Source organism: Oribacterium parvum ACB1 (assembly GCF_000238055.2).
Lineage (GTDB): Bacteria > Bacillota > Clostridia > Lachnospirales > Lachnospiraceae > Oribacterium > Oribacterium parvum.
Map to the genome: position 1 here is coordinate 473358 of NZ_KE148312.1, position 23303 is coordinate 496660.

Consider the following 23303-nt stretch of genomic DNA (forward strand, 5'->3'; position numbering starts at 1 on the left):
CGGTGCAGCCCGAAGACTCGCACCGAAAAATTCTTATCTTTCTACACCTTTGGAAAATCCCATCTTTTCATATAGCTTAGCCTTTTCTTCAATCTTAAACTTCTTGATAGTCTCCAGAACAGACTCGTTCTTATCTATTTTTTCTTTTGTTTTTTCTTTTTCCTTTAGGAGCTTCGAGGATAGTATTTTCACATTTCTATGCTCTTTTCCATTCTCGTCAATAAATTTCCTCTCCTGCCCAAATAGCTTTACAAAATCTCCGGGCTTAAAGCCTTTCAGAATATCCGCTTTTTCTCCATAAGCCGAGCAATTGGTATAGTGTTTATTCCCCTCTGTATCCTTTGATACAACAGAAAAGTTGACAACCTCAAAGGCTTCTCCTGTCTTACTTACCCTTTCGATAACTTCCATTTTGCCGACAATATTTCCGACAATATTCACAAGATCATTCTCTTCTTTCTCAAAACTTACATTGTCCCGGATTTGCCCACTCTCACGAAGTTCATCAATCATATAGTCAAATTCTTCATGCAGTAGGCTCATAGAGTCATTCTCCATGTACCGCTCATAAAGCATGCCAAGGGCTTCTTTATCATGGATCCCTTTCTCGAAGCTAATTAATGCCTTTACAAAGTCCTCATGGTTTTCCTTAGCCATTTCCTCAATCATAGTTCTGATTTCCTTATAGTTCATCATACATACCTCCATTACTTCTGTTTTAAAAATTATTCCAATTGTCCAGGTTCTTACAACTTCCTTATAAAAAGGAAAAAAGGAGCTTTTATCAAGCCCCTATCTTCCATCGTGTACTTTGGATTGCGTATCTCTTGAGTCCTCTCTCTTTTGTTCAGACTGAAAGGATTTAATCTGCTCTAAAATCGAGCTTTTTTCTTCCTTTGCTTGCGAGTTATCCTCTACATCATAAGTGGATTCCTGATAATCGCTATCTGTAATATCATAGTCATACTTATCAAGCACTCCATCATTATCCAGATCTTTTAAAGAAGGATCATAAAAATTCCCCTCATCATCGATTTCCAGTCCCATAACTCTTTTTAGTTCTTCTTCTGTAACAGAAACCAAGTTCTCAAATTCAGCATTCTCCATTTCTAGCCTCAATACCTGTAGAGCCTTTTCTTCACTTCCCATTTCTTGCAGATAGTCGTTATGGCTTATTTCTTTGCCGTCTACCAGGAGAGAAGATGTATAGTCCTCAAGGTTAAGCTCAAATTGTATTGCATGCCTTTCGTCCGGTGTTTCTGTATAGGCAATACCGACATGCTTTAAATCCGGGTATAAAGAAGCAAATTCCTCGTATTCATGTTCTTCACCATATTCCCTATTCACAAAGTCAATAATTGCTTTTTTCACATCTTCCAGTAAAGGATTGGTGTTTTCTTGTTCCTCGACCTCTCCCATATCTAAAAGCTTATTCAGTTCAGCAAGTCTTAGTACTTTCGTCTTTAACTCTTCTGCCTTCTCAAAAGGCTTTTCAAGTTCTTCCAGGGCATTTTGTAGCTGTTCTTTGGTACTTACAAGCTTTTCCTCCAGGTAACTTAACTTTTCGGGTAATTTATCGATAGCATTATCTAATCTTGTGATATTGCCATCTGCACTTACCCCTAGCTCCCCAACGGTTTTAGATGCCCCATTCAGACTGAAAGCTCGCTCATTCGTAAAGATATTGTAACTCACCTCCAAGTCTAAATTTCGATACTGGCCAATAACTTTACTTTCATTTACTTTGACATTCTTGATTGCTTCCAGCAGTCTCTCTCCGGCTTCTTTTTTATCCATGATTTTTTCACCATGTATGGTTAAGGAAGTAAATCTGTTCTCTCCTTCTCCTTGCGGTTCTACTAAGGAAATGTCCTTCTTAACTGCTTCAATAAGCTTTTCTATCCTAGCGATTTCTTCAGGGTAAGTTTTCGCCACTTTGTCCTCTAACCTGTAACGATTGGACTTATAGTTTGCTTCTAACATTTTCAGCTTAGTAACTTCATTGTCCAAGTCCATTTTCTCTTTGATTTTTGGATCTCCTGTAGCCAAAGCCTTGATTTCAGCATAGTTCAAAGAACTTTCGTCTACATCTTCCGCAACTCTAACCGGAGTCTTACTGGTCATTATCTGGGAAATAAACTTTTGCTTGTTTTCAATAGTTTGCCAAAGGTAGGCATCAAAGGTATTTTCTGTAATATAACGGTAAATATATACACCGCCTTTGTCCTTATTTTCATTTCCCTGTCGGATAATTCTTCCTGCCCTTTGCTCCAGGTCCGCAGGTCTCCAAGGCACATCTAAGTCATGCAAGGCAATTAGTTTCTTTTGCACATTTGTGCCGGCTCCCATTTTTTGTGTGGATCCCATTAAAATTCGGATTTCCCCATTTCGCACCTTAGCAAACATCTCGTCCTTTTGCTTATCGGAATTTGCCTCGTGTATAAAGGCAATCTCTTCTTTAGGGATTCCCATTTCCACAAGCTTTTCCCGGATATCATCATAGATATTAAAGCTGTCATCTCCCTTTGGTGTTGACATATCGGAGAAGATTAGTTGCGTAGACTTGTCTTCTTTTGTTTTATCCCAGATGGAAAATACATTCTTTACACACACATTTACCTTACTGTCCGGATTATCAGGCAATAATGGATTGATTAAACGCTGATCTAAAGCAAGCTTTTTTCCATCATTGGTGATTTTTAGCATATTGTCTTCGTCCGGCTCTACCGCTCTGTTCCGCACCTTATCTGCCCGTTCCGATAAGCCTTTTAAAATTTCTTTCTGTTCATCACTGGGCATGGTCTTAATCACTTCAAAGTGAGCTTTCGGAACTGGAAGTTTTAACATATCTGCTGTCTGAATATCTGCCACTTCTTTAAACAGACTCATAAGTTCAGGAAGATTATAAAATTTAGAAAATCTCGTCTTTACTCTATAGCCTGTTCCTTCAGGTGATAATTCAAAGGCAGATTGAGTCTCTCCAAAAGTGGAAGCCCAGGAGTCAAAATGCTCCAAACCATTTTTCTTTAATTCTTGATACTGCAAATACCTCTGCATGGTATAAAGTTCCGTCATGGAATTGCTTACAGGCGTTCCCGTAGCAAAGACAATACCCTTTCCATTGGTCTTTTCGTCCATATAGCGACACTTCATGAACATATCTGAAGACTTAAATGCTTCCGTCTGTCCAATGCCTGCTACATTCCTCATCTTCGTGTAAAGGTACAGGTTTTTGTAATTATGGGCTTCATCTACAATCAGTTTATCCACGCCAAGTTCTTCAAAGGTAATAACATCATCTTTCTTGAAATCATCATTTAGTTTTTCCAGCCTTGTTTCCAGTTTTTTTCTTGTCTTTTGCAACTCCTTCACGGTAAAGTTCTGATTTCTGTCATGCTTATATTCCTCCACATAATTGATAATCTCGTCAATCTGGTCTTGAATATGCTTCTCTTGATACTCTTTACTCATCGGAATTTTCTCAAACTGGCTATGACCGATAATGACTGCATCGTACTCACCTGTTGCAATCTTTCCGATAAAGCGTTTTCTGTTTTTTGGTTCAAAATCTTTTTTGTCTGCCACCATAATATTGGCTGAAGGATAGAGCTGCATAAACTCTCTCCCGATTTGCCCGGTCAAATGGTTTGGTACAACAAAAAGGGATTTTGTACACATTACAAGTCTTTTTGCTTCCATAGAACTTGCTACCATTTCAAAAGTCTTACCCGCACCTACCACATGAGCAAGAAGCGAATTTCCTCCATAGAGAATTCTTGCAATAGCATTTTTTTGATGTTCATAAAGTGCAATTCCTTCTCCCATGCTCTCAAAGCTTAGGTTACTGCCATCATATTCACGATTTCGAATGGAATTGAACTTTTCGTTATAGGTCTTTACCAGTCTGTTTCTCCGCTCCTGATCGGCAAAAATCCAGTTCTGAAACTCTTCTTTAAGAAGTTCCTGTTTCTGTCCGGCAAGCATGGTTTCTTTCTTATTCAGTACAGAAGTTTTGGAGCCATCAGAATTTTCTATTTGGTCAAATACCTTGGTTTCTTTTAGATTTAGGGCATCTTCAATAAGCTTATAGGCACTTACTCTGGAAGTACCGTAGGTCATTTCCGCTAAATCATTCCCCCTGTCTTGACTCTTTCCTTCAATATTCCATTCACTGGTAAGACCGGAGAATTTCACATGAATGTTCCACCTGGCATAGCCCGGTGTCTTTAAAGTTTCAAAGATAAAGCGTTCTATATCCTTTGTGGGAATCCATGTAGCCCCTAACCGAATGTTAATTTCACTGGCTTCAAGCTCTTTTGGCATTACTTTTTGAAGCTCTGCCTTTTGATACTCCAAGCGGTTTAGTTCCATTTCCAGTAGCTCTTTTTCTGTTTCCTTATCATCAGACAAGATTCTTTTAGCCTGGCTGATTCGAAAGATATAGCGATCGATTACTCCTATCTTTTCTCTAATATTTCCGCTCAGGTATTCGTCTTTCGTTACATAAGTATACTTAAAGGTGTTCCTATCATCACTACAACTAAAGGGCAGATCTCCGTCTTCAAGATTAAAAGAAAGATTTTGATTGGTCTTTACGTTTTCTTCACGGATATTTAGGAATATCTCTCCTTTTAGCTCCGCAATAATGGTACTTCTATCCTTATCTGTAAGCCCCTGCATATAGTCAAAATCCACATAGCCTTTTTGGGAAATGGAAAGTACTAGGGCTTCCAGAGAAGTATCCACATGATTTATCACCTTTGCCTTACTAATCGTGCGTTTCGAAAAAATATCTCCCTTCGCCTTAAAATTTTCCTCTTCATCAAGAACTTCGATAGAAGATACCAATGGGAAGTTGCTATCTTCCCGTAAAGCTCTTGTATTCGAAAGATTATTGACAAAGCCATGCTTTTTAGAGAATCCGTCATAGACCTCATTTAAAATTTCTTGAGAAGCCTTGATCTCTACATCACTAAAGTTTTCCTTTTGTTTGTAAATAACATCTTTTAACGCTTCCTTTAATTTGAGATAATCCCTAATTTTTTCCTTATTTTTATCCGGAATCTCTTTCTTGATGAAAAGGGAGTTTTCCCTGTAATACACCTCATTGTTAAGAATTGTATAGGAAAAGTTCTTTACATCATCTGTTGCCGGAATAAAGCTAATCTCATCATCAAGAAGTTCTATCTCTTCATATCTTGTACTTGCAGATATATGCTTCCCGGCACTTTCCAACATTTCTTTTAAATCTGCATTTTCCTTTGATAAGCAAGCGAGAGTATTTCCAAATCGCCCTGAAATTTCTTCCATCTTGCCAAGTACCATTTCCGGGTGATCCACAAAGTATTTATTGTAAGTAAGTCCGTTTTCATCCTCTTCCAAATGTACCCAGCTATCATCTCGCTCCAGAACGCTGTCTCTCTTCTTTAAGAAAATAATATCACTTGTTACTTCTGTACCGGCAACACCCTTAAAAGTATCATTGGGAAGCCTTATCGCTCCTAAAAACTCAGCCCTGGCATTGATATACTTCCTGATACTTTCATCTTTCTTATCCATTGTGCCGGAAGAGGTGATAAAGGCAATCACGCCACCATTCCTAACCTTATCTATGGACTTGGCAAAGAAATAATCATGAATCAAAAAATTGTTTCGGTTATACTCTCTATCATTTACCTTGAAATCCCCAAAAGGAACATTTCCAAGGACAAGATCAAAGAAATTGTTGGAAAAGGCTGTTTCCTCAAAACCCTTTATCTGAATATCACTATTATGATAAAGTAGCCTTCCAATACGGCCACTTACCCTATCAAGCTCCACTCCATAAAACTTGGACTGACTCATTTGCTCCGGAATACTTCCGATAAAATGCCCAATTCCCATACTAGGCTCTAAGATATTTCCCTGTTTAAATCCCATATCCAGAACTGTCTTATATACGCTGTCAATCACCGTTTTGGGCGTAAAAAAAGCAGTTAAGGTAGATTCCTTAGCTGCTTCATATTCTTCTAAACTTAGGTTTTCTTTTAGGAAATTTCTGGCTTCCGACCACTGCCCGGTCCGTTCTTCATCAAATACTTCGGAAAGCCCTCCCCAACCGACATATCTTGCCAATACTTCTTGGGCTGATTCATCGAGCACTCTTTCCCCCTTTTCCACTCTGTTTAGCATGGAAATTGCTTCCATGTTATAGTTTAGTCTTTCACTTGGGGTGAGTTTCTCAGGGAAAATCTCTTGCCGTATTTTGAAATTGGAAGCCGGTGCTAAACTTCGACTACTTCCTTTATCACCATCTCTTTCAATGCTGAAAGCATGGTCTGGTACTTCGGATCTTCCTCGCCCGCTGTATTCAGCTCCTTCATCATTTGAGGTTTCACTTCCCTCATAAATTGAATTGCTCTCTTCTGCACTTCCATTAAGTGACTGACCAGCTTCTTCTCCTTGTATAGCTCGAGCAGCATTTGATAATTCATTTCGTTCTGACTCTCTGCCAGGTACTCCAGTCTCATTACGGCGTAAGTCGGATTCGGAAATTCCTCCATAAATCTCGTATCCTCTTCCAGGCTGTCTAAAGTTTTCTTCTTGATTATCTTCACTATTTCGTCCGTATTCTCCATCTGAGAAAACTCGTTCTCCTCTATCATCATCTCTTTCATCATTTGATCGAACAGCATCTCCCATACCTCCTTGTTCTGCTTCACCATTTCTTTCAGTCTCTAATCTTACTTCTTCAGGATTGCTCTTATTATATTCTTCACTCCTATTTTTTGTCAGCCCATGACTTAGGGATAATTTCTTTGTGCGTTCAATAGTTGCCTCTAAAATCCTATTACAAGCATTGGAAATGCAATTTCCTGCAAACATTAAAGAAACACTATCTAAATAAAGAAAGTTTTCTTTGCCCTTTTCTATATCTATAGGATATTCCACATGAAATCGGTCAGATAAGGCATAGCTAATAGACTCTCTCATAAAATGCACAAAAGCATTCCTATCCTCAGCCGGAACTCGCAGATTATTGACAAGTTCATAAATATCCTGATCTGCATATATTCTGCTAAGAAAGTAGATATTTTCTAATAAACTGTCATGAGGTGTATAGCCCTCAAGCCTAATCATTTCTTTCAATGTATCCGTATCTTTCTCTTTATCAAACGACCATAGTTCTACTTCGTTGACGTTTCGGTCTATAGAGACAGTCTGGCTGATATCAAAAACATAAGCTATTTTTTGTTTCCCTTCACTTTCGTAGAGAATCGGAATCCCCTTTTCACCACGCATAACCGTTCGATGAAACCTATCTCGCCACATATCAAAGCTTGCACAAGCTACTGCTTTGGGATTTCTATCGTAAATACTTAACTGACTTAAAAAATCATATCTCTGATTGTTGCCGATAACTTTCAGGAGTTTTAGATACTCTCTTTCAGAATCCAAAACTTCTCTTTTTACAAGCTCAATCAGAGTATAAAAATCGTTTGTCCTCATTTGACCTCCTTTTTGTTGCAATAAAAAAAGGCGATAGATTATCGCCTTTTTTTACTTAGCACTCATTTTTTATTCTAATGCTTGATTAAATCTCATTTTCTTTAATACACTAATAAATAATTCTTCTTTACGATTATTTCTTTTACTTGAAAAACAGATAATATCCACTCCAAATAAAATCAACAAAAAAAAGTATAACTTTTGTTCGATGGTATCCACTTCAAACAGTTTAATAATTATCTTCAAAATTGTATAGCTGCCAAGCACAGAAATAATGGCAGACAATGACGAGTTTGCAAATATTTTTATTAAATCACTATTTGATTCCCCCATAGAGTCTATAATCATAGTAAGAACATCTATACTTTTACTATTATTTTTCAATACTTCGTTTATAACTTCTTCTGCTTTTTTCTCTTCATCTTCCGTAAAAAAATTATTTATTTCCCTTATAGAATCAAAAATCATCATCATAATAGTTATAATATTAAGATATATTACAGATATACAATTAAACCTTTCCGTTATCTTATCTCTTATGTCCGAAAAATCAATTTGAAATATAAGTGCGAGTTCATATGAAATTAATAGGAAAAAAATAATATACATAAAATTTAAGGTACGGCTAGGTTTTTTCTTCTCTTCTGCAGTGTGACTTTGTATTTTTTTTACTATCAATATACCAAGAATAAATAAAATAATAAAGAAAGCAATAATTTGTATATTCTTATTTATTTTTAATATATAAGGGATGTGAAGGTCACAATAAAAGAAGTCAAAAACAACTAAATAGAAGCACATTAAGAATGGCATTGGGGAAAAAAATCCTTTTCCTATCCCCTGTAGCCAATTTATAACGGTTTTTTTATCTTCATATTTTTCACTAAACTCCATAAAAAATCTTTTGAGGCGTCAACGTGCATTTCTCAGCTTTACTTTTTTGAGCTTCCATAGAGGCTTGTAACCATTTCTCTAATTGATCCTTTACATGTGTCACTAACCCCAAAGTTTTCTCAAAATCGTTTTTTTCTTTTTCAAGTGCAGATTTTGTATCATTAATATCTTTTATTGCACTGTCCAGATTTTCTTGAATATCATTAATTGTTACTTGTATTTCATCTAACTCATCTTCAGTAATTTCTAATTCACACTTTTTAGAACTTTCCATGATTTTATGCTTTAAGCTCCCCTCTTTTCAGCTATTTTCCTACCAATTCTCTTATATCATACCCCCTCATTCAAAGCAACACCTATAATGCTTTCCAAGACATTCACCACAATACTATTCCCAGCCTGTTTGTATAGGATAGATGAAGTCATACCTTTTCTCTCCGGAAATACCGTCCTAAGCTTTTCAAAGTCTTCTTCATCAAAGCCCATAAGTCTGAAGCATTCCTTTTCCGTAAGATAGCGATACTTTCCATTCTTTAAGTCCACAATCCCGGAATTAGGGATTCTTACCTGCTTTGTAGTGATGGTATAAGCATATTTGTCTATCACATTAAGCTTACCTTTGAAGTTTTTATTCTTAGGCTGTCCTCTTAGGTAGCAAAGCATGGACTCTTGTCTTACTTCATAAAGTTCCGAGACATTTTTTTCTAAAAATTCAGAGATATCTCTTGTGGGAACAGGCTTCAGTTTAGAAAAGTCAAAATCATTTTTTCCTACCATACTCACCACAAAGATTCGCTCCCTTTTCTGAGGTATCCCAAAATCCATAGCATTTAGGATTGCATATTTATTTTTATAGCCCAGCCTTTCCATTTCTGTTAAATAATGAAAAAAGGAAGCTCTCAAATTCTTATCGAGAACTCCCTTTACATTTTCCCAGATGACTATCTTCGGTCGCATGGCCATTTCTTCAATAATCCGTATTGTCTCAAACAAAAGACTGCTTCTTGTGCCACTCCCTTTTTTCCCTCCTTGTTTTAAACCGGCTCTGCTAAAGTCCTGGCAAGGACTTCCATGCATGAGTAAATCAATTCTCTTCTCCGGGGGATTGTAGTCAATAATGCTCTTTGGTTTAAAATTCGCATTATACAAGGCGTTATAGCTCTTCACACAATTCTTATCGATTTCAACATAGTCTATAACTTTATGCGGTATTTTTTGCCGAATCAATGCCTTTCGAATCGCTCCGATGCCTCCAAATAGTTCCAATACATTCAATGTTTCTATCTTCACCACCTCCAATAAAAAAAGGGAACAAGATTTTCTCTCGTTCCCCTAAATGCTGTTTCTATATTGTTCCACCAGACTTTGAATCTCTTTTTCAATTCTTCGAAGAAACGCTTCCTTATTCTCTTTCCCAGAAGCAATATCTGAAAGCTCCAATTCCCACTTCGCAGTGGTTTCAGCCGACTTGAACTTTTCCGCTACAATTGTGATTAGGTTAATCCCTTTATGTGTGGCCAGTAAGTTCTTTTTATCTCTTTCTATAAAACCTTTATAAATAAGATTTTCAATGACTCCTGCTCTTGTTGCCGGAGTTCCTAAGCCTCTTCGTTCTACTTCTACTGCCTTGTCTATCATTTCCGCTCCTGCAAGTTCCATTGCCTTTAAAAGGGTATCTTCCGTATAATGCTTCGGTGCTGCAGTATATTTTTCTCTAAGCTCTGAACTTTCAAGATGTAAAATGTCTCCACTCGAAACACTTGGTAAGACAAGTTCCTCGCTCTTCTTCGTCTTATATGCTTTCAGGTACTTCGTAAAGCCTTCTTCTATAATTACCTTACCTGTACAGCTAAAGGAAAATCCTTCAACTTCTGCTATTACTTTAGTAAGACTTTCTTTAAGGGGATATCCTAAGCTGGCATGAAGCTTGTTTAGGATAAGCCGGTATACCTTCGCTTCACTTTCAGGAAGTTTCGATAAATCCTCTTGTAGGGAACTAATGGTTGGAATGATAGCGTGGTGATCCGTAACCTTTTTAGAGTTAAATACCGTCTTAATACGACCTGTATCAAAATCGTTTTTGCCCAAAATGTTATTGACGGTATTTGTAATCATATCTTCGGTAAGGCATCTACTGTCTGTTCTTGGATAAGTGATAAGCTTCTTTTCATAAAGGCTTTGTGCATAGTCAAGGGTTTGCTTGGCACTATATCCAAAGAACTTGTTACACTCTCTTTGCAAAGTCGTAAGATCAAATGGCAATTCCGGATTGGTGATTTTTTCTTTCTGCGTAACATCACTCACTTGAATTGTATTTCCGACCTTGTTTTTTAGTCTCTTTGCAGTCTCTATATCATCTATTCTTTCGCTGGACAAAGAAAAGCCATCGGTTAAAAGCTCTACCGTATAGTACTTTTCTTTTTTGAAATGAGCGATTTCATCGTCTCTTTTTACAATCATGGCAAGGGTTGGTGTCTGAACACGTCCTACGGAATAGTTTTGCTGATAAAGGCAGGAATAAAGTCTACTGATATTCATACCCACCAGCCAGTCTGCAATGGCTCTTGCCTGAGCTGAAGCAAAAAGGGAATTATACTCCGAGCCATCTCTTAAATGAGAAAATCCCTCTTTAATGGCACTGTCTTCCATGGAAGAAATCCAAAGTCTTTCCACCTTCTTTTTGCAAGAAGCTTCAGTATAGACCAGTCTGAAAATTGCTTCTCCCTCTCGTCCTGCATCGCAGGCATTGATAATCGTGTCAATACTGCTTTCATTCATCAGCTTTTTTAAAATGGAAAACTGTTTCTTCGTTGCCTTTGTGACCTCGTATTTATACTCTTTTGGAAAAATCGGTAAATCTTCCATATTCCATTTTGTATACCTACTATCATAGGCATCAGGATTTGCCATCTGAATTAGATGCCCAACACACCAGGAAACTTTATATCCATTCCCCTCCACATAACCATCTTTTTTAGCATTCGCTCCTAAGACTTTGGCAATAGACAAGGCAACCGAAGGTTTCTCTGCAATCACTAATTTCATATCTTTTCTTACTCCTTTTTTCAAAAAAAATAGGGTGGAAGTATGATTATCTTCCACCCTGTAATCCATAAAACATTCTTTTTAAACACATAGACTAAAGTCCCAAGCTTTACTCCTCTTCCTCATCGTCTTCCATGTCTTCTGCTTCCGTTTCTGCTTCCGTTTCTGCTTCTACCATGTCCATGTCTTCTGCTTCCAAATTCCCCCCAGCCTCTTCACTACTGTCAGCTTCTGAGAAGAAATTATCCTCTTCCTCAAGGCTTTCTACCGCCTCTGCTTCTTTCTTTTTTACTACCTTAAAGTAATAGGCAACTGCCATAACCAAAACCACTACAAAAATCAGTAAAACATAGCTTCCCATGCTCCCGTTTTCTTCCATTGTCTTTGGCTTTTGCTCTTTCTTACTTTCCTCTTTTTCCGGTTCCTCTTTTGTAATCTCCGGCTTGCTTTCTTTCTGTTCTACCATATTTAACAAATCATCTTCCGAAACTTCCGTAAGAAGCATTACGTTTTGATCCTGCTCATCATGGTTAATAATCAGATGAAATACTTTTCCGCTCTTGGTTTTAAAGCTAATAAACTGTCTGGCATCAGCAGAAAATTGGTCATTCGCTTCTGTTTCGTTTCCATGATGAATCGGATAGGCATTGTTAGCATTATCAACATCTTCCGTAACAGTTGCCCTAGCCTCTCCCGGTAAGGTGGCAATTCCTTTATTGGTGTTTTTTTCTTCGTTGCTCCCCTGCTTTCCGTTTTCAGGATCTTTTGCCTCCAGTTTGTTGGGAAAGCGTACTTCTCTCTCTATCTCTTCCTTTACTTCCTGCGTGACTGTAGTTTCTGCATTTTCTTCCTCTTTAGTTACACTTTCCTCTGCAGCTTCCTGCTCATTAACCTGGGCATAAGACAGTATTGGATATCCATGCATGGTTAGCATGGAAGAAAGTACAGTAGCCACAATAAGTCTTCTCCACTTTTTAGTTTTCATCGCCATTCTCCTTTATTTTTTCCTCAATCATCTCTCTTTGCATTTTTTCTTCACTTTGCATTTTCCCGTCACTTCTTTCTTTTCTTAGCTTTTCCATTAAGTCAGCAATCGTAATCTTATTGCTTCTGCATATCGTAATAATTTCTTCATTTTCAAGCTCCTCTTCTCGAATAAATAAAGGCTCTAATTTTTCATCAATCAGAGCCCTTTTATCCTTTAATCTTTGTATTTTATTTTTCACTAAAATAAGTTCCTTATTCACTTTATCCGTCCTTTCTCCACTTAACGAACTCTTCCAAAACCATAAAAATGCTCCTTCCAGTATGGTGTATCGATACTAACAAAGCGTATCGGATTTCCGGCATGAATCATCATGCCGTCTCCTGCATAGATACCGACATGAGAAATGGGAGTTCCACTTTTATAGGTATTTTTAAAGAAAATGATATCTCCGGCCTTTGCTTCACTTTTGGAAATAGGCTTACAGTAGGATTTGTAAATATCGTAAGCCGTTGTCCTAGGCATATTTTTAACCCCGGAATGGGTAAAGCTCCAGCACACAAAGGACGAACAGTCAAAGTTGTTCGGCCCATTTGCTCCAAAGACATATTTCTTTCCGATATGTTTCTCTGCTTCATTAAACAAGGCTTTAACAGATTCCTCATTAAAGGCAATTCCCGGATTTTCAAAATCAGGATTTAAAATCAACTCGGAAGTATTTGCATTTCCACTGCCAAAAAAGGATTCCATATTTCCTTTTGCAGAAAGTAAGGCTTCATAGTGGCTTACATTATTCGGATGCATTTCAAATATCTCCCTAATGACAGTATCCATCTCTTTTTTCTTTAAGCTTATAAACAGCTTTTTATACTCATAAGGCACTAACCTGCTTCTACTTCGTATTTTTCCTTCCCTGTCTACATAATTCTCTTTAACTGTTTTGTATCTGATTTCTATCTTTTCCCGATACGATAGGCTGTATATTCTTTGAAAAAGATCCTTTAGGATATCCTCAACATCTCTTGCCTTTTTTACCTCTCCATACCGTGAAGTAACATAGGATAAAAGCTCATGTACATTGTGTCCGATTTCTTTATCCTTCTGAATAATATACTCATCGTAGCCTGGGTGATTCTTCTGCACGGAATTCATCTCGTCATGCAATCCTTCTTCCATGCTTTCAAATTGCTGATTGACTTCCGTAAGGACATTGGGATCCGACAGATAACTTGTGCTAAGTACTCCACTGGAAGAATTCATCATGCCGGATAAGGACATTACGGAAAAATTCATAAGGAAAGTTCCCAAAATAATAAGACTTAAAAAGATAAGCATGAAGCCCTTGGCATTTCTTATCATGACTTCTTTGGAGCTTTTAATCGCTCCAAGCAGTCCGTCTTTCAGCCTATCCCTAAGTCTTGTCTTATATTTACTCTGTATGCTTTCTTTCATTTGCCTTTTCTTTTGAAAACGCTTATAAGCATTTATCCTTTGAGAATCATCTGAAGCTTTTCTTACCCCTTCACTTTCTTCAAAAATAAGCTTAGACTTCCGTTCTTTGGTCTTCCTATTGTACTTTTCAAGTCGAAAGCCTTTCCTATCTCTTTTCTTCTCTGCATATCGCCTTGTCCCCCGAATGAGCTTTGCACTAAAATCAGCTGTCTTTTCTCCTGCTTCAACGCCTTGATTGTCCTCACTCCCCTGGGATAAGTAGTCTCTTACCACCTCACTTCCTTTGGAAAAACTTCTAAGATATGATAAGTTCTTTTTCTTTGTGGCTGTCTTTAGCTTTTTCGAAGCTTGTTTTTTCCCTGTCTTCGTAAGCTTTTCTTTAACTTCCTCTACTGTCTTAGAATCTTCTTTAGAAGGAAGCTTTTCTCCGGAAGTCACTTCCGTATTTCTTGTATAGAGATTCTCGCTAAAGTTCCGCCTCTTATGCTCAGCTCTTTTTTGTCTTTCTTTCCCAATAGTTTTAGGAGAAATCTTTTGATTTGGACTTCTCTCAGCTTTTGGATTATCTTTTTTAGAAATATCCTTTCCTAAAACCAACTTACTGTCTTTGCTCCGTACTTTATCCTGAAAGCGTTCATGATTATGACGAATCTTCTCCCGAAAATCCTTGTCGGCTCTTTTTCTCATAGGCTACCCCTGCTCTTCCGGCTTAGTGGTCATCTTCTGATAAAGAATCGTATCTTTTGGAAACTTATCCAGAAACGGCACAATGGTATTTCCAAAGAAAAGAAGCCCCTCTCCTTCATTGGAATTTGTGACATAACGAAGTTGCGGTACAGAGATTTTCAGTTTCTTTGCTAAAATCTCTCGATCTCCCGAAGCCTGATTAAGCATAAGAACAAAATCTGTATTATCGAAAATATTCTCTATTTCCTTACTCATCAGTAGGTCTTTCACATTCTGCGTAATGCCTGTAGGAATACCGCCCCACTTACGAAACCTCTTCCAAATCTCCACAGAATAGGAAGCAGTCTGCTCTTCTTTTAGCAGTAAATGAAACTCATCAATATAATATCTTGTTGCCTTATTTCCTCTGTTCAAAGAAACTTTGTTCCAAACCTGATCCTGAATAACCAGCATACCGATTTTCTTTAATTGGCTGCCAAGCTCTTTAATATCAAAGCAAAGAAGCTTTTTGTTTAAGTCTACATTGGATCTATGGTTAAAGACATTCAAGCTTCCTGATACATAGATTTCCATTTCCGTTGCCAATTTCTTCCCAACTTTTTCTTCCTGCCCTTTCAGCATATCGTAAAGGTCTTGCAAAATCGGCATATTCTCTGCACAAGGATTTTCAAAATATCTCTCATAGATTTTGGGAAGACAACGGTCAATAACCGACTTTTCCTCTGCCGTAAGCCCGCTCCCTCCTACCACAAGCTCCAACATAGACATAATGAAGTTTGCCTTATCCTTTAATGGTGCATCTCCGTCTCCATAGTTCATATTGATATCTAATGGATTCAGATAATCCTTGGACTTACTGCTTACCTTAATCACTTCCCCATGAAACTGCTTCACGAGATTTCCGTACTCTCCCTCAGGATCACAAATAATCACATCATCATTGGTAATCAAAATGGCATTTGCCATTTCTCTTTTGGCACTGAAGGATTTACCGCTACCCGGTGTTCCTAAGATAAGCCCATTAGGGTTCTTCAGCTTTTTTCTGTCTGCCATAATCAGGTTATGGCTAAGGGCATTCAGCCCATAGTAAAGGCTATTTTCAGAATTGATAAAAAGCTCCTCCGTTGTAAAAGGAATAAATACTGCCGTGGAAGAAGAAGTTAAGCTCCTATTGATTTCCATCTGATTTAGTCCAAGGGGAAGGACACTCACTAAGCCCTGTTCTTGAGCGTGATCCAGTCTCTTAATCTTGCAGTTATGTTTGTTGGCAATGGAACTAATCTTTGCAATCGTATTCTCCAGCTTCTGCACTGTTTTTGCAAAATTAAAAAAGACAATGCTTACCACAAACATTCTCTCATCTCTCGTCTGCAAATCTTTTAAAAGGCTCTTTACATCTTCCCCATAAGCGACTAGGTCGGAAGGCAAAATATCCATATCGTAACCACTTCTTACTGCCTTTTTATTTTCTTCAATTCGCATTTTATCAAGGTCGGTATTCTTTCTTTTTACCATCTTGATTGCTTCCGACTGGTCAATCGCCTGAATGTGGAAGGAGATACTGATATTGTCATCAATATCCAAAAATTCAGAAAGCATACGGTCTGAAAGCTCACTGGCAAGGATTTGAAAATGGCTTGTTGCCCCGATAAACTTTCCAAACTTGAAATACCTGTTCGGTGTAAAGTTAAACATATCGGGAGTAATATAGGTCTTCGTGCTTTCTTTTCCCTTTAAATCCTTGTAGGAAAAGGTAAAACTCTTATCCGGATTTAGCATATCATGTAAAATCTTAAGTCTTTCTTCTCCATTTAGGCTTTCTGCCCGAACCCCCATATTTTTAAAACCTGATAAAATGTCAATTTCCAGTCTTTCCAACATGGCACTTGCCTGTTCCAAATTATCGGCTTCTACGGTAAAGCTGATGTACTTTGCCTTTTTCAGCCCATTATTTCCTTTTACAATCTGGCTATTTAGCATTTCCCGAAACTCCAGTCTTAAGGCATCAAAACCATCATGCTGATCCGGTATCTGCATAGACGCTTGAACTTCCTCATTTCTTCCAATCTGGTTGATATAGGAAAACTCTATGGCAACACTTGGATCAAAGGAATTCAGGAAATTGGCAAACTGATTAAAAATCAGGTCTCTATCCTCATCTAAAGCAAGCTGGTAGTTAATATCCTGAAAGGAAATAGTCTTACTAAAATGCCTTTCATCAAGCTGGCATATGCCATTTTTTAGAAGCCTAATGTAGGGCAATGTATCTTCTACAGTGTAACGCTTTGGCTCTTTCCCTAAAACACACTTTAAAAATCCCTTACTTTCTTTAGGAACTCTTACCTTACTATAGTCTTTCTCTTGTAGCCTTCTTTTTAATGCCTTTTTGTTTTTCTTTAAAATGATTGTTTGCAATCTTCTTTTGTTCTGCAAGGTAAACCTCCTTTCTCACTCTTTTCCCCGGCTGATAAAACTTATGAAGATATATGAGCTTAAAATACTGTTCAAAGACCAGTCCATCTTTTTCAAAAAGCGTAATAAAAAATACCGGAAGGGTAGCGGTAATCAAAAACAGGACGGCAATATCGTTTGGAACCAGTTTCCGTACAAAGATATAAGCTGAAAAGCCCAACAATCCTGCAATGGAAAAGCCGATAAGCTGTCTTTTCGTAAGATTAAAGGCAACTTTTGTTTTCACTCTCTTTAAATCCTTTGGAATCGGTACATACGCCATGGCTTAGATCCTCTCTTCTCTTTCCTTGGATAATTCTTCCATATGCTCATATACTGCTCCAATTTCTTCCTGGATTCTTGCAATATCTCCTTCCGTCCTTCTATTCTGTCTTTCCTGCATGAGGTGAAGATTAGTTTGAGAAGCGGATAGACTCTCCTTAGCCTCCTCCAAATCTTTCAACCTTTGATTCAAGCTAATCCATTTGATCATTGCCAGACTTGTCAAAGCTATTGTTCCTACTAAAAATCCTGTTTTTCTTTTATTCATCTTCTTTTCTCCCTTTCCCTAATGTGCATTTAATACACTCTTTGCTAATGTTCCGCTCTTTAGCATCATGAGCCCGAGTAAAACGGCATAGCAAAGAATCATCATCGTGCTTTTGTGCATATCCGTGATTTCTATCGTTTTTACCAGTACTGCGTATATTCCAAGGCAAACCATAATAAAGAGTCCTTGTAGTCCCAAGGCAAACAAGCCTTTAATGTAGTTCGTTCCAATCTGACCCCATTCTTTATTTCCCATAGTGGCAAAGGGAATTGCAGAAACAGAAGCATAAACATAGATTTCAAACATTCTTCCGTAGACAATGACCATGACTAGGATAGAAATCGCCTGCATAGCGACTTTGATTAAAGAGAGTTCAAAAAGAATTGTTATAAGCTCCCCTAATGCTTTGCCCTTTATGGAATCCACCATAGCTACGATTTCATCTCCTGAAACAACAGCAGAAGTATTGATGACTCCCGCTGCCTTATTGACCATGTTTTGAGCTACATCAAAAACCGCCATGGAAAACTCAAAGGAATGAGATACTAACCAAACAGCAATCCACATCTTGATAATGTATTTGAAAAACTCAAAGGTATCGGTATCCTGCATATTATTTTTCTGCATAACCATGTTGATAAGTTCAATACATAGGATTGCTGTTATAATTAGCCCGGCTATTGGAATAATGACGGTATCGTTAATGCTTTTAATGAATTGAAACACATCACTATTCCAGCCCATTGGCGTTTGTCCTACATCTGTTGCCACTGACCCCACCTTATCGTTAAGATCAAGGAACATAGACTCTAAGTTTGCTTGGATACTGCCCAGTAGAAGCTCTCTGAAAAACTCTTCTATCTTGTCTAATATCTCAAACATACTCTCTCCCTTTTACTTAATCACGTTTGCAAGGAGCGGAATTAGCTTTAATCCGATAAGGGCAATACCGCCCCCTGCCATAAGCTGCTTAATGCCTTGGGATTTTGCTCCGGGATTATCATTTCCATACCCCTCCATAAGGTTAATGACTCCCCATGCTCCAAGTCCGGCACCTACTGCCATAACCAAAATCTGTAATGTATTGACTGCTTGAACAAAAAAATCCATATTTATTCCTCCTCGTTTTCTTTCTTCTTTTCAATCTTGTTGTAAGACTTTACAAGAAAATTCTTGTACTTCTTTCCTTCCTTTTCACGCTCCTTAAAATAGCCAAAGACATGAATCAGATCACCTTTCTGAAAATCTCTTGCTTTCTCCACCTTGTCACCGTAGGCTGAGCAATTGATGTATTCCTTACCCTTCCCATACTTTTTTACAAGCGTGAAATTGACAGCTTCCACTCTCTCGCTATCTCTTTCAAAACTTGTAAAGTTTGGCTCATCGAGCAGATTGGCATTGATGTTAATCATTTCTTCCTTCATTTATAAATTCTCCTTTTCCATGAGATACCGCACGTTTTGCAAGCGATATTTACTTGAAATAAAAAAAGCGACTGGAAGTGTTTCTTTCCAATCGCTCACTAACTTAGTATTTCGTTTTTTAGGTAGGGCTTCTATTCCTTGTCATTTTTCCTCCTTTTTAGGCCATAAAAAAGGCGATAGGGTATTTCTATCGCCTTGTGAAGATATAAATATTATTTTTTCAGAGTAGGATTTATATTATGTAGTAAAATGCTTCTGAACTGCTCCTCTGCCCCTGGTATGTTGTTCTGCCTTGCAATAAAGTTATACATTTCTGATTTTTTCTCGTCTTGATTAATAGTTCCACAACCATTTTGATAAATGTCACTTAGTATATAAGAAGCTAGTGTGTCACCTGAATTAAAGTTTTCTTCAAGTAATTGAATCGCAAATTCTTCTTTCTTTTCTACCACGATTCCCAATAAGTAGCATATAGCCATATAGTCTTTCGCAATAGATATGCCTGCATCTGCTGACATTTTTATGTATTCAGTTGCTTTTAGAACATTTCGAGCAATTTGAGGCTCACCAAATAAATATAAACAACCTGCTTGGAACATTGCTTCCACATGCTGTTTTTCTGCAGCTTCACAAAAATAGCATAGTGCCTTTCTTAAATTATACTGCTCATTCGAGATTAACTGTTCCAGTCCTTTACGATACTCGTCTTCCCCATCCATTTTAAATATATTTTCCATAATGCCTCTCCTTGCTATTGACTATTTATAATATCCATTTCCAATTATTATAGGCGAATAATCTCTGTATCTCCACCTGATTTTGCTTTCCCCTTTCGTTTAATATAACGCTCTACGTCAAACCTATTTTTCTTATCATAGTCCTCTAATAAGCTATATCTCTACAAACTGGGATCTACGGAATATATCCCGTAAGTATTCCTGTTAAAATACAAATTATTCCGGCAATCCTTGAACCCAATTTTGCTCTTTTTTCATCATTACTGTATTTTTCAGGGTAAACAGGGTTCAGTATGAGAATGAGTCCGTATAAAATCCATGCGATATTTGCAAACAAGCCTTTGTGTAAAATTAAAGCAAGCACATTCCCAGCAATTATAAGAATAATTCCAATGAAAACTTGTTGTTTAAATGTAATCTTGGTAATCTTGTTCATATGCATCAACCGCCTTTCAAATTCTAATTTATAGCTTTTTTATAACAAATTTTTCAGATAAAATGTATATATTGTATAAGTCCAAACGAAAAATATATTCAATGACCTTGATAAGATGTACACAATGGCAAATACAATACAAAATGTCACAAGGCTGTTATTTACATAGTGAATGGCTCTTCCATATATCAGACTTCCAAATACCATTTGCAAACAGTATATCTCCAAAGACACCTTCCCCAAAGCGTCAAAAACATAGAATTCCATCCGGGCAAATAACACATCTGAACATAGTACAAGCCCAATCACATAAGGGATTGCTGTCACATAGAAGATATCACTTACAGGAAAGTTTGCTTTTATCATATATCCAAAGTTGTAGTTCAATACTGCTCCCATTACAATGAGTAAAATCCCCACGTAAACTTTTATATTTAGTTTCCATTTTCCCTCATATCCTGCTAAGCAAAGTCCAAGAAAGATAATAGGAAGCCTGCATAAAAAAATATTTAAGCTATGATTGTCAGTGAATTTTTCAAGTATAAGCATTATTCCTATCCATATAGTAAGACTGATTAGAAGCAGTTTTATGTTATTCATTTTTCTAACAAGTTTTAGATAAAACGGTACAGCAAGGTAAAATATCATAATAGCAGGAATAAACCAAATCATTGAACCTCCACCATTTAAGATAAATTGTACTCCTAAAACAGTGAGCAATGCTTGGGTTTTACTGAGTTTACCAATTATAATATAAAGGATACAGGAGAGAATAAATATAGGATATATATGAATAAACTTTCTTTTCACATATCCAAAATAATCACTTGTATCTGAAAAAAACGACATGTAGGCAGAGAGGAAAAAGAATATATCCACTCCTATGTAACCAGTTATAACTATGTACCTTACAATACTGCTTAGTGCTTCACTTCCCCTTGAAACTGGAAACAAATGGAATAAAAATATGAAAAGGGCGGCAACCCCCATTATAGGCTGTTTTGCCTTCTTTAACTCCATTTGTTTTCCTTTCTACAATGTGAACTCATCATCAACTATTTTTAAAATTCTACTCTTTCATTATCCAAGATTTCCGGAATTCTTCATCTCAACAACCTTAGCTTCTTCACCTATTATCTTTTCAAAATTTTCCTTAATTCCTTCATAGGCATCCTTATAGGTCATCACCATAAGAACATAGTTGTTCGTATACAATACCTTACTTATTTCCGCCCCTACACAGATCCATTTTCTTGGATCGGCCTTAGCAGCAATTGCTTCTGCCATAGCCTTGGTATCAGTTCCATTTGCCCTGATAAGCACCAATGAATGTGCATCAGTAGATATCTGTCCCTCTGAGCAAGCAGCCTCTAGGCCATCTGTCCACTTGATAAAGCTGTATAATTCAAAGTTCTCCTTATTTAACTCAAAAATCTCATGAGCAGGAACCTTGGTATCTCTACACATTTGTTCTAAGAGCTCGGCAAGTTTAACACTGGAAATATCATTTTCTGATGAACCGCTATTTTTTGCTGAAGCTATGTTTGATGTAGCAGAGTTTGCATGTGAGTTATTCCCTCTGCAAGCAAAAAGTGTTAATGATAAACTTGTGCATAATAATAAAGCTAATTTTTTCTTCATGTTAATCTCCTTATATATTATTTATAATATTCTGGTATTCAACTGCAACTAATTTTCTAAGTAACACAAGTTATTCCTTTTGAATTATAGTAACACATTGATATAAATGTATCAAATTTATAAGTTGTTTAGTTTTTGTTATTCCATCTTTATTCTACCATTATTTAAAAATTCTCCTTTCCCATGAAATACCGTACGTTTTGCGAGCGATGTTTACTGGAAATAAAAAAGCGACTAAGAGTGCAATCTTAGTCGCTACGCTATAATATAGCTTTTAACTTTATTTTTTCTATTTGTATTATTTTAAAACACAAAAACTGTTTAATTCTTTTGTCTAAAAACAACAAAGAGCAAGATGATGCTAACAATCAAACCTACGCCAAATTTCACCCACATTACAATTGGTGAAACACTCCACTCAGGATGATTTGCCCTTGCTATATAATCTTTAACTAACAAATATGACCCAATAATAACAGGAATCAAAGAACCGAAAACTTTTGCTACAACTTTTAATTTCATATAATATTCTCCTGCTTAATAAACTGAACTTGCTACAGGAGGATTTCCATAATATACAGTTCCAAAATATGGAATGCCTACCCCAGTAGAATACAAATTATTATAAGATTTTATACTTTGAACTGTAGCTGTTGGAGTGTTTGGAACACCTGCACTAACTGTTGTAGAACAAACTGAATTCCAAACTTTTGTTGCAAACGTTGAACAATTTGATAACGCAGTCCAATTGAATCTTATCTGCTATTTTCGTAATTTTTGCTTACCTTCTCCCAATCCAAAACTTCAAAGAAATTCTTTATATAATCTCCTCTTAAATTCTTATACTTTAAATAATAGGCATGTTCCCATACATCTAAAGCTAATATTGGGCTATGCTTTCCCTCTTCCATAAAGGGATTATTCTGATTTGCCGCCTTTGTGGCATACAGCTTTCCTTCCTGATCCACAGAAAGGAATGCCCAACCTGATCCAAACTGTCCTAAAGCCAGATTCTGCAAAGTCTCTATCAGCTTATCAAGAGAACCGAAATCCCTCTTAATAGCTTCTTCCAAGGCCGGACTGGGTTTTGTGTCTTTCTTCGGACTCAGAATAGAAAAATACAAATTATGGTTGTAATACCCGCCACCATTGTTCTGTAAAGTGTTTCTTAAGGCTTCATCAGATACAGAAGATAGAGAAGATAGAATCTCTTCTACAGATTTATCGCTAAGACCTGCTTTATCCACTGCTTCATTAAAGTTCTTCGTATATGCTGCATGGTGTTTTCCATAATGAGTCTCCATAGTTAATGTATCAATGTGGGGCTCCAAAGCATCAAAAGCATAGCCTAATTTTACCTGTTCAAACATAAATCCTCCTTTAGATGTCTCAATCACTCAAGTGTTCTTTTTCTCATATTGTAGATTTAAGTCAAGTTCTATTTCTCCTTGGCTATTACTACGGTATGAAAAAACTAATTTATGATTCTAGTATAACAAAGTTTATGGGCAAA

The 23303-nt window shown here is 37.0% G+C and carries 21 protein-coding genes; all 21 read right to left on the reverse strand.

Translation table 11 applies throughout. The features are described from left to right. Positions 1-33: 33 nt before the first annotated feature. Complete coding sequence (locus HMPREF9625_RS02325; protein WP_036569756.1) at positions 34-693, reverse strand: DNA-binding protein; 660 nt, start codon at positions 691-693, stop codon at positions 34-36. A gap of 99 nt (positions 694-792) precedes the next feature. Then, the gene (locus HMPREF9625_RS02330) at positions 793-7488 is read right to left on the reverse strand and encodes a helicase-like domain-containing protein (RefSeq protein ID WP_009535404.1); all 6696 of its coding nucleotides are present in this window, start codon (positions 7486-7488) and stop codon (positions 793-795) included. A 69-nt stretch (positions 7489-7557) separates the two neighbouring features. Beyond that, positions 7558-8382 (reverse strand): hypothetical protein, encoded by an 825-nt coding sequence (locus HMPREF9625_RS02335; protein ID WP_036596602.1) that lies wholly within the window; start codon positions 8380-8382, stop codon positions 7558-7560. Next, a complete protein-coding gene (locus tag HMPREF9625_RS02340) occupies positions 8372-8656 on the reverse strand; it encodes a hypothetical protein (RefSeq protein ID WP_016361585.1) in 285 nt (94 codons plus the stop codon). The genes HMPREF9625_RS02335 and HMPREF9625_RS02340 overlap by 11 nt, the downstream gene beginning before the upstream one ends. A gap of 56 nt (positions 8657-8712) precedes the next feature. Further along, on the reverse strand, positions 8713-9672 hold the full coding sequence (locus tag HMPREF9625_RS02345) for a DNA cytosine methyltransferase (protein ID WP_009535406.1): 960 nt from the start codon (positions 9670-9672) through the stop codon (positions 8713-8715). A gap of 42 nt (positions 9673-9714) precedes the next feature. After that, positions 9715-11427, reverse strand: a complete 1713-nt coding sequence (locus HMPREF9625_RS02350) for a DNA topoisomerase 3 (RefSeq protein ID WP_009535407.1) — start codon at positions 11425-11427, stop codon at positions 9715-9717. Between the two features lie 109 nt (positions 11428-11536). Then, the gene (locus tag HMPREF9625_RS02355; RefSeq protein ID WP_009535408.1) at positions 11537-12412 is read right to left on the reverse strand and encodes a CD1107 family mobile element protein; all 876 of its coding nucleotides are present in this window, start codon (positions 12410-12412) and stop codon (positions 11537-11539) included. Further along, a complete protein-coding gene (locus tag HMPREF9625_RS02360; protein ID WP_009535409.1) occupies positions 12402-12674 on the reverse strand; it encodes a DUF4315 family protein in 273 nt (90 codons plus the stop codon). The genes HMPREF9625_RS02355 and HMPREF9625_RS02360 overlap by 11 nt, the downstream gene beginning before the upstream one ends. Before the next feature lie 20 nt (positions 12675-12694). Further along, a complete protein-coding gene (locus HMPREF9625_RS02365) occupies positions 12695-14551 on the reverse strand; it encodes a C40 family peptidase (protein ID WP_009535410.1) in 1857 nt (618 codons plus the stop codon). 3 nt (positions 14552-14554) lie between these two features. Next, positions 14555-16984 (reverse strand): VirB4-like conjugal transfer ATPase, CD1110 family, encoded by a 2430-nt coding sequence (locus tag HMPREF9625_RS02370; protein ID WP_036569720.1) that lies wholly within the window; start codon positions 16982-16984, stop codon positions 14555-14557. Beyond that, positions 16899-17285: a PrgI family protein gene (locus HMPREF9625_RS02375; protein ID WP_009535412.1), complete on the reverse strand. Its 387-nt coding sequence runs from the start codon at positions 17283-17285 to the stop codon at positions 16899-16901. The genes HMPREF9625_RS02370 and HMPREF9625_RS02375 overlap by 86 nt, the downstream gene beginning before the upstream one ends. Before the next feature lie 3 nt (positions 17286-17288). Then, a complete protein-coding gene (locus tag HMPREF9625_RS02380) occupies positions 17289-17552 on the reverse strand; it encodes a hypothetical protein (protein WP_009535413.1) in 264 nt (87 codons plus the stop codon). Between the two features lie 18 nt (positions 17553-17570). After that, the gene (locus tag HMPREF9625_RS02385) at positions 17571-18434 is read right to left on the reverse strand and encodes a VirB6/TrbL-like conjugal transfer protein, CD1112 family (protein WP_009535414.1); all 864 of its coding nucleotides are present in this window, start codon (positions 18432-18434) and stop codon (positions 17571-17573) included. 12 nt (positions 18435-18446) lie between these two features. Next, positions 18447-18662 carry a Maff2 family mobile element protein gene (locus HMPREF9625_RS02390; RefSeq protein ID WP_009535415.1) on the reverse strand — a complete coding sequence of 72 codons (216 nt, stop codon included), beginning with the start codon at positions 18660-18662 and terminating at the stop codon, positions 18447-18449. 2 nt (positions 18663-18664) lie between these two features. Further along, positions 18665-18976 (reverse strand): single-stranded DNA-binding protein, encoded by a 312-nt coding sequence (locus HMPREF9625_RS02395; protein ID WP_009535416.1) that lies wholly within the window; start codon positions 18974-18976, stop codon positions 18665-18667. Between the two features lie 212 nt (positions 18977-19188). Beyond that, positions 19189-19713, reverse strand: coding sequence for a tetratricopeptide repeat protein (locus HMPREF9625_RS02400; protein WP_009535417.1), 525 nt, complete (start codon positions 19711-19713; stop codon positions 19189-19191). Positions 19714-19888: 175 nt separating this feature from the next. After that, positions 19889-20149 carry a hypothetical protein gene (locus tag HMPREF9625_RS02405; RefSeq protein WP_009535418.1) on the reverse strand — a complete coding sequence of 87 codons (261 nt, stop codon included), beginning with the start codon at positions 20147-20149 and terminating at the stop codon, positions 19889-19891. A 39-nt stretch (positions 20150-20188) separates the two neighbouring features. Continuing rightward, positions 20189-21169: an acyltransferase family protein gene (locus HMPREF9625_RS02410; RefSeq protein ID WP_009535419.1), complete on the reverse strand. Its 981-nt coding sequence runs from the start codon at positions 21167-21169 to the stop codon at positions 20189-20191. 60 nt (positions 21170-21229) lie between these two features. Beyond that, positions 21230-21790: a hypothetical protein gene (locus HMPREF9625_RS10995; protein WP_009535420.1), complete on the reverse strand. Its 561-nt coding sequence runs from the start codon at positions 21788-21790 to the stop codon at positions 21230-21232. A gap of 321 nt (positions 21791-22111) precedes the next feature. Further along, the gene (locus HMPREF9625_RS02420) at positions 22112-22312 is read right to left on the reverse strand and encodes a hypothetical protein (RefSeq protein WP_009535421.1); all 201 of its coding nucleotides are present in this window, start codon (positions 22310-22312) and stop codon (positions 22112-22114) included. A gap of 233 nt (positions 22313-22545) precedes the next feature. Then, positions 22546-23160, reverse strand: a complete 615-nt coding sequence (locus HMPREF9625_RS02425) for a superoxide dismutase (RefSeq protein WP_009535422.1) — start codon at positions 23158-23160, stop codon at positions 22546-22548. Between the last annotated feature and the right edge of the window lie 143 nt (positions 23161-23303).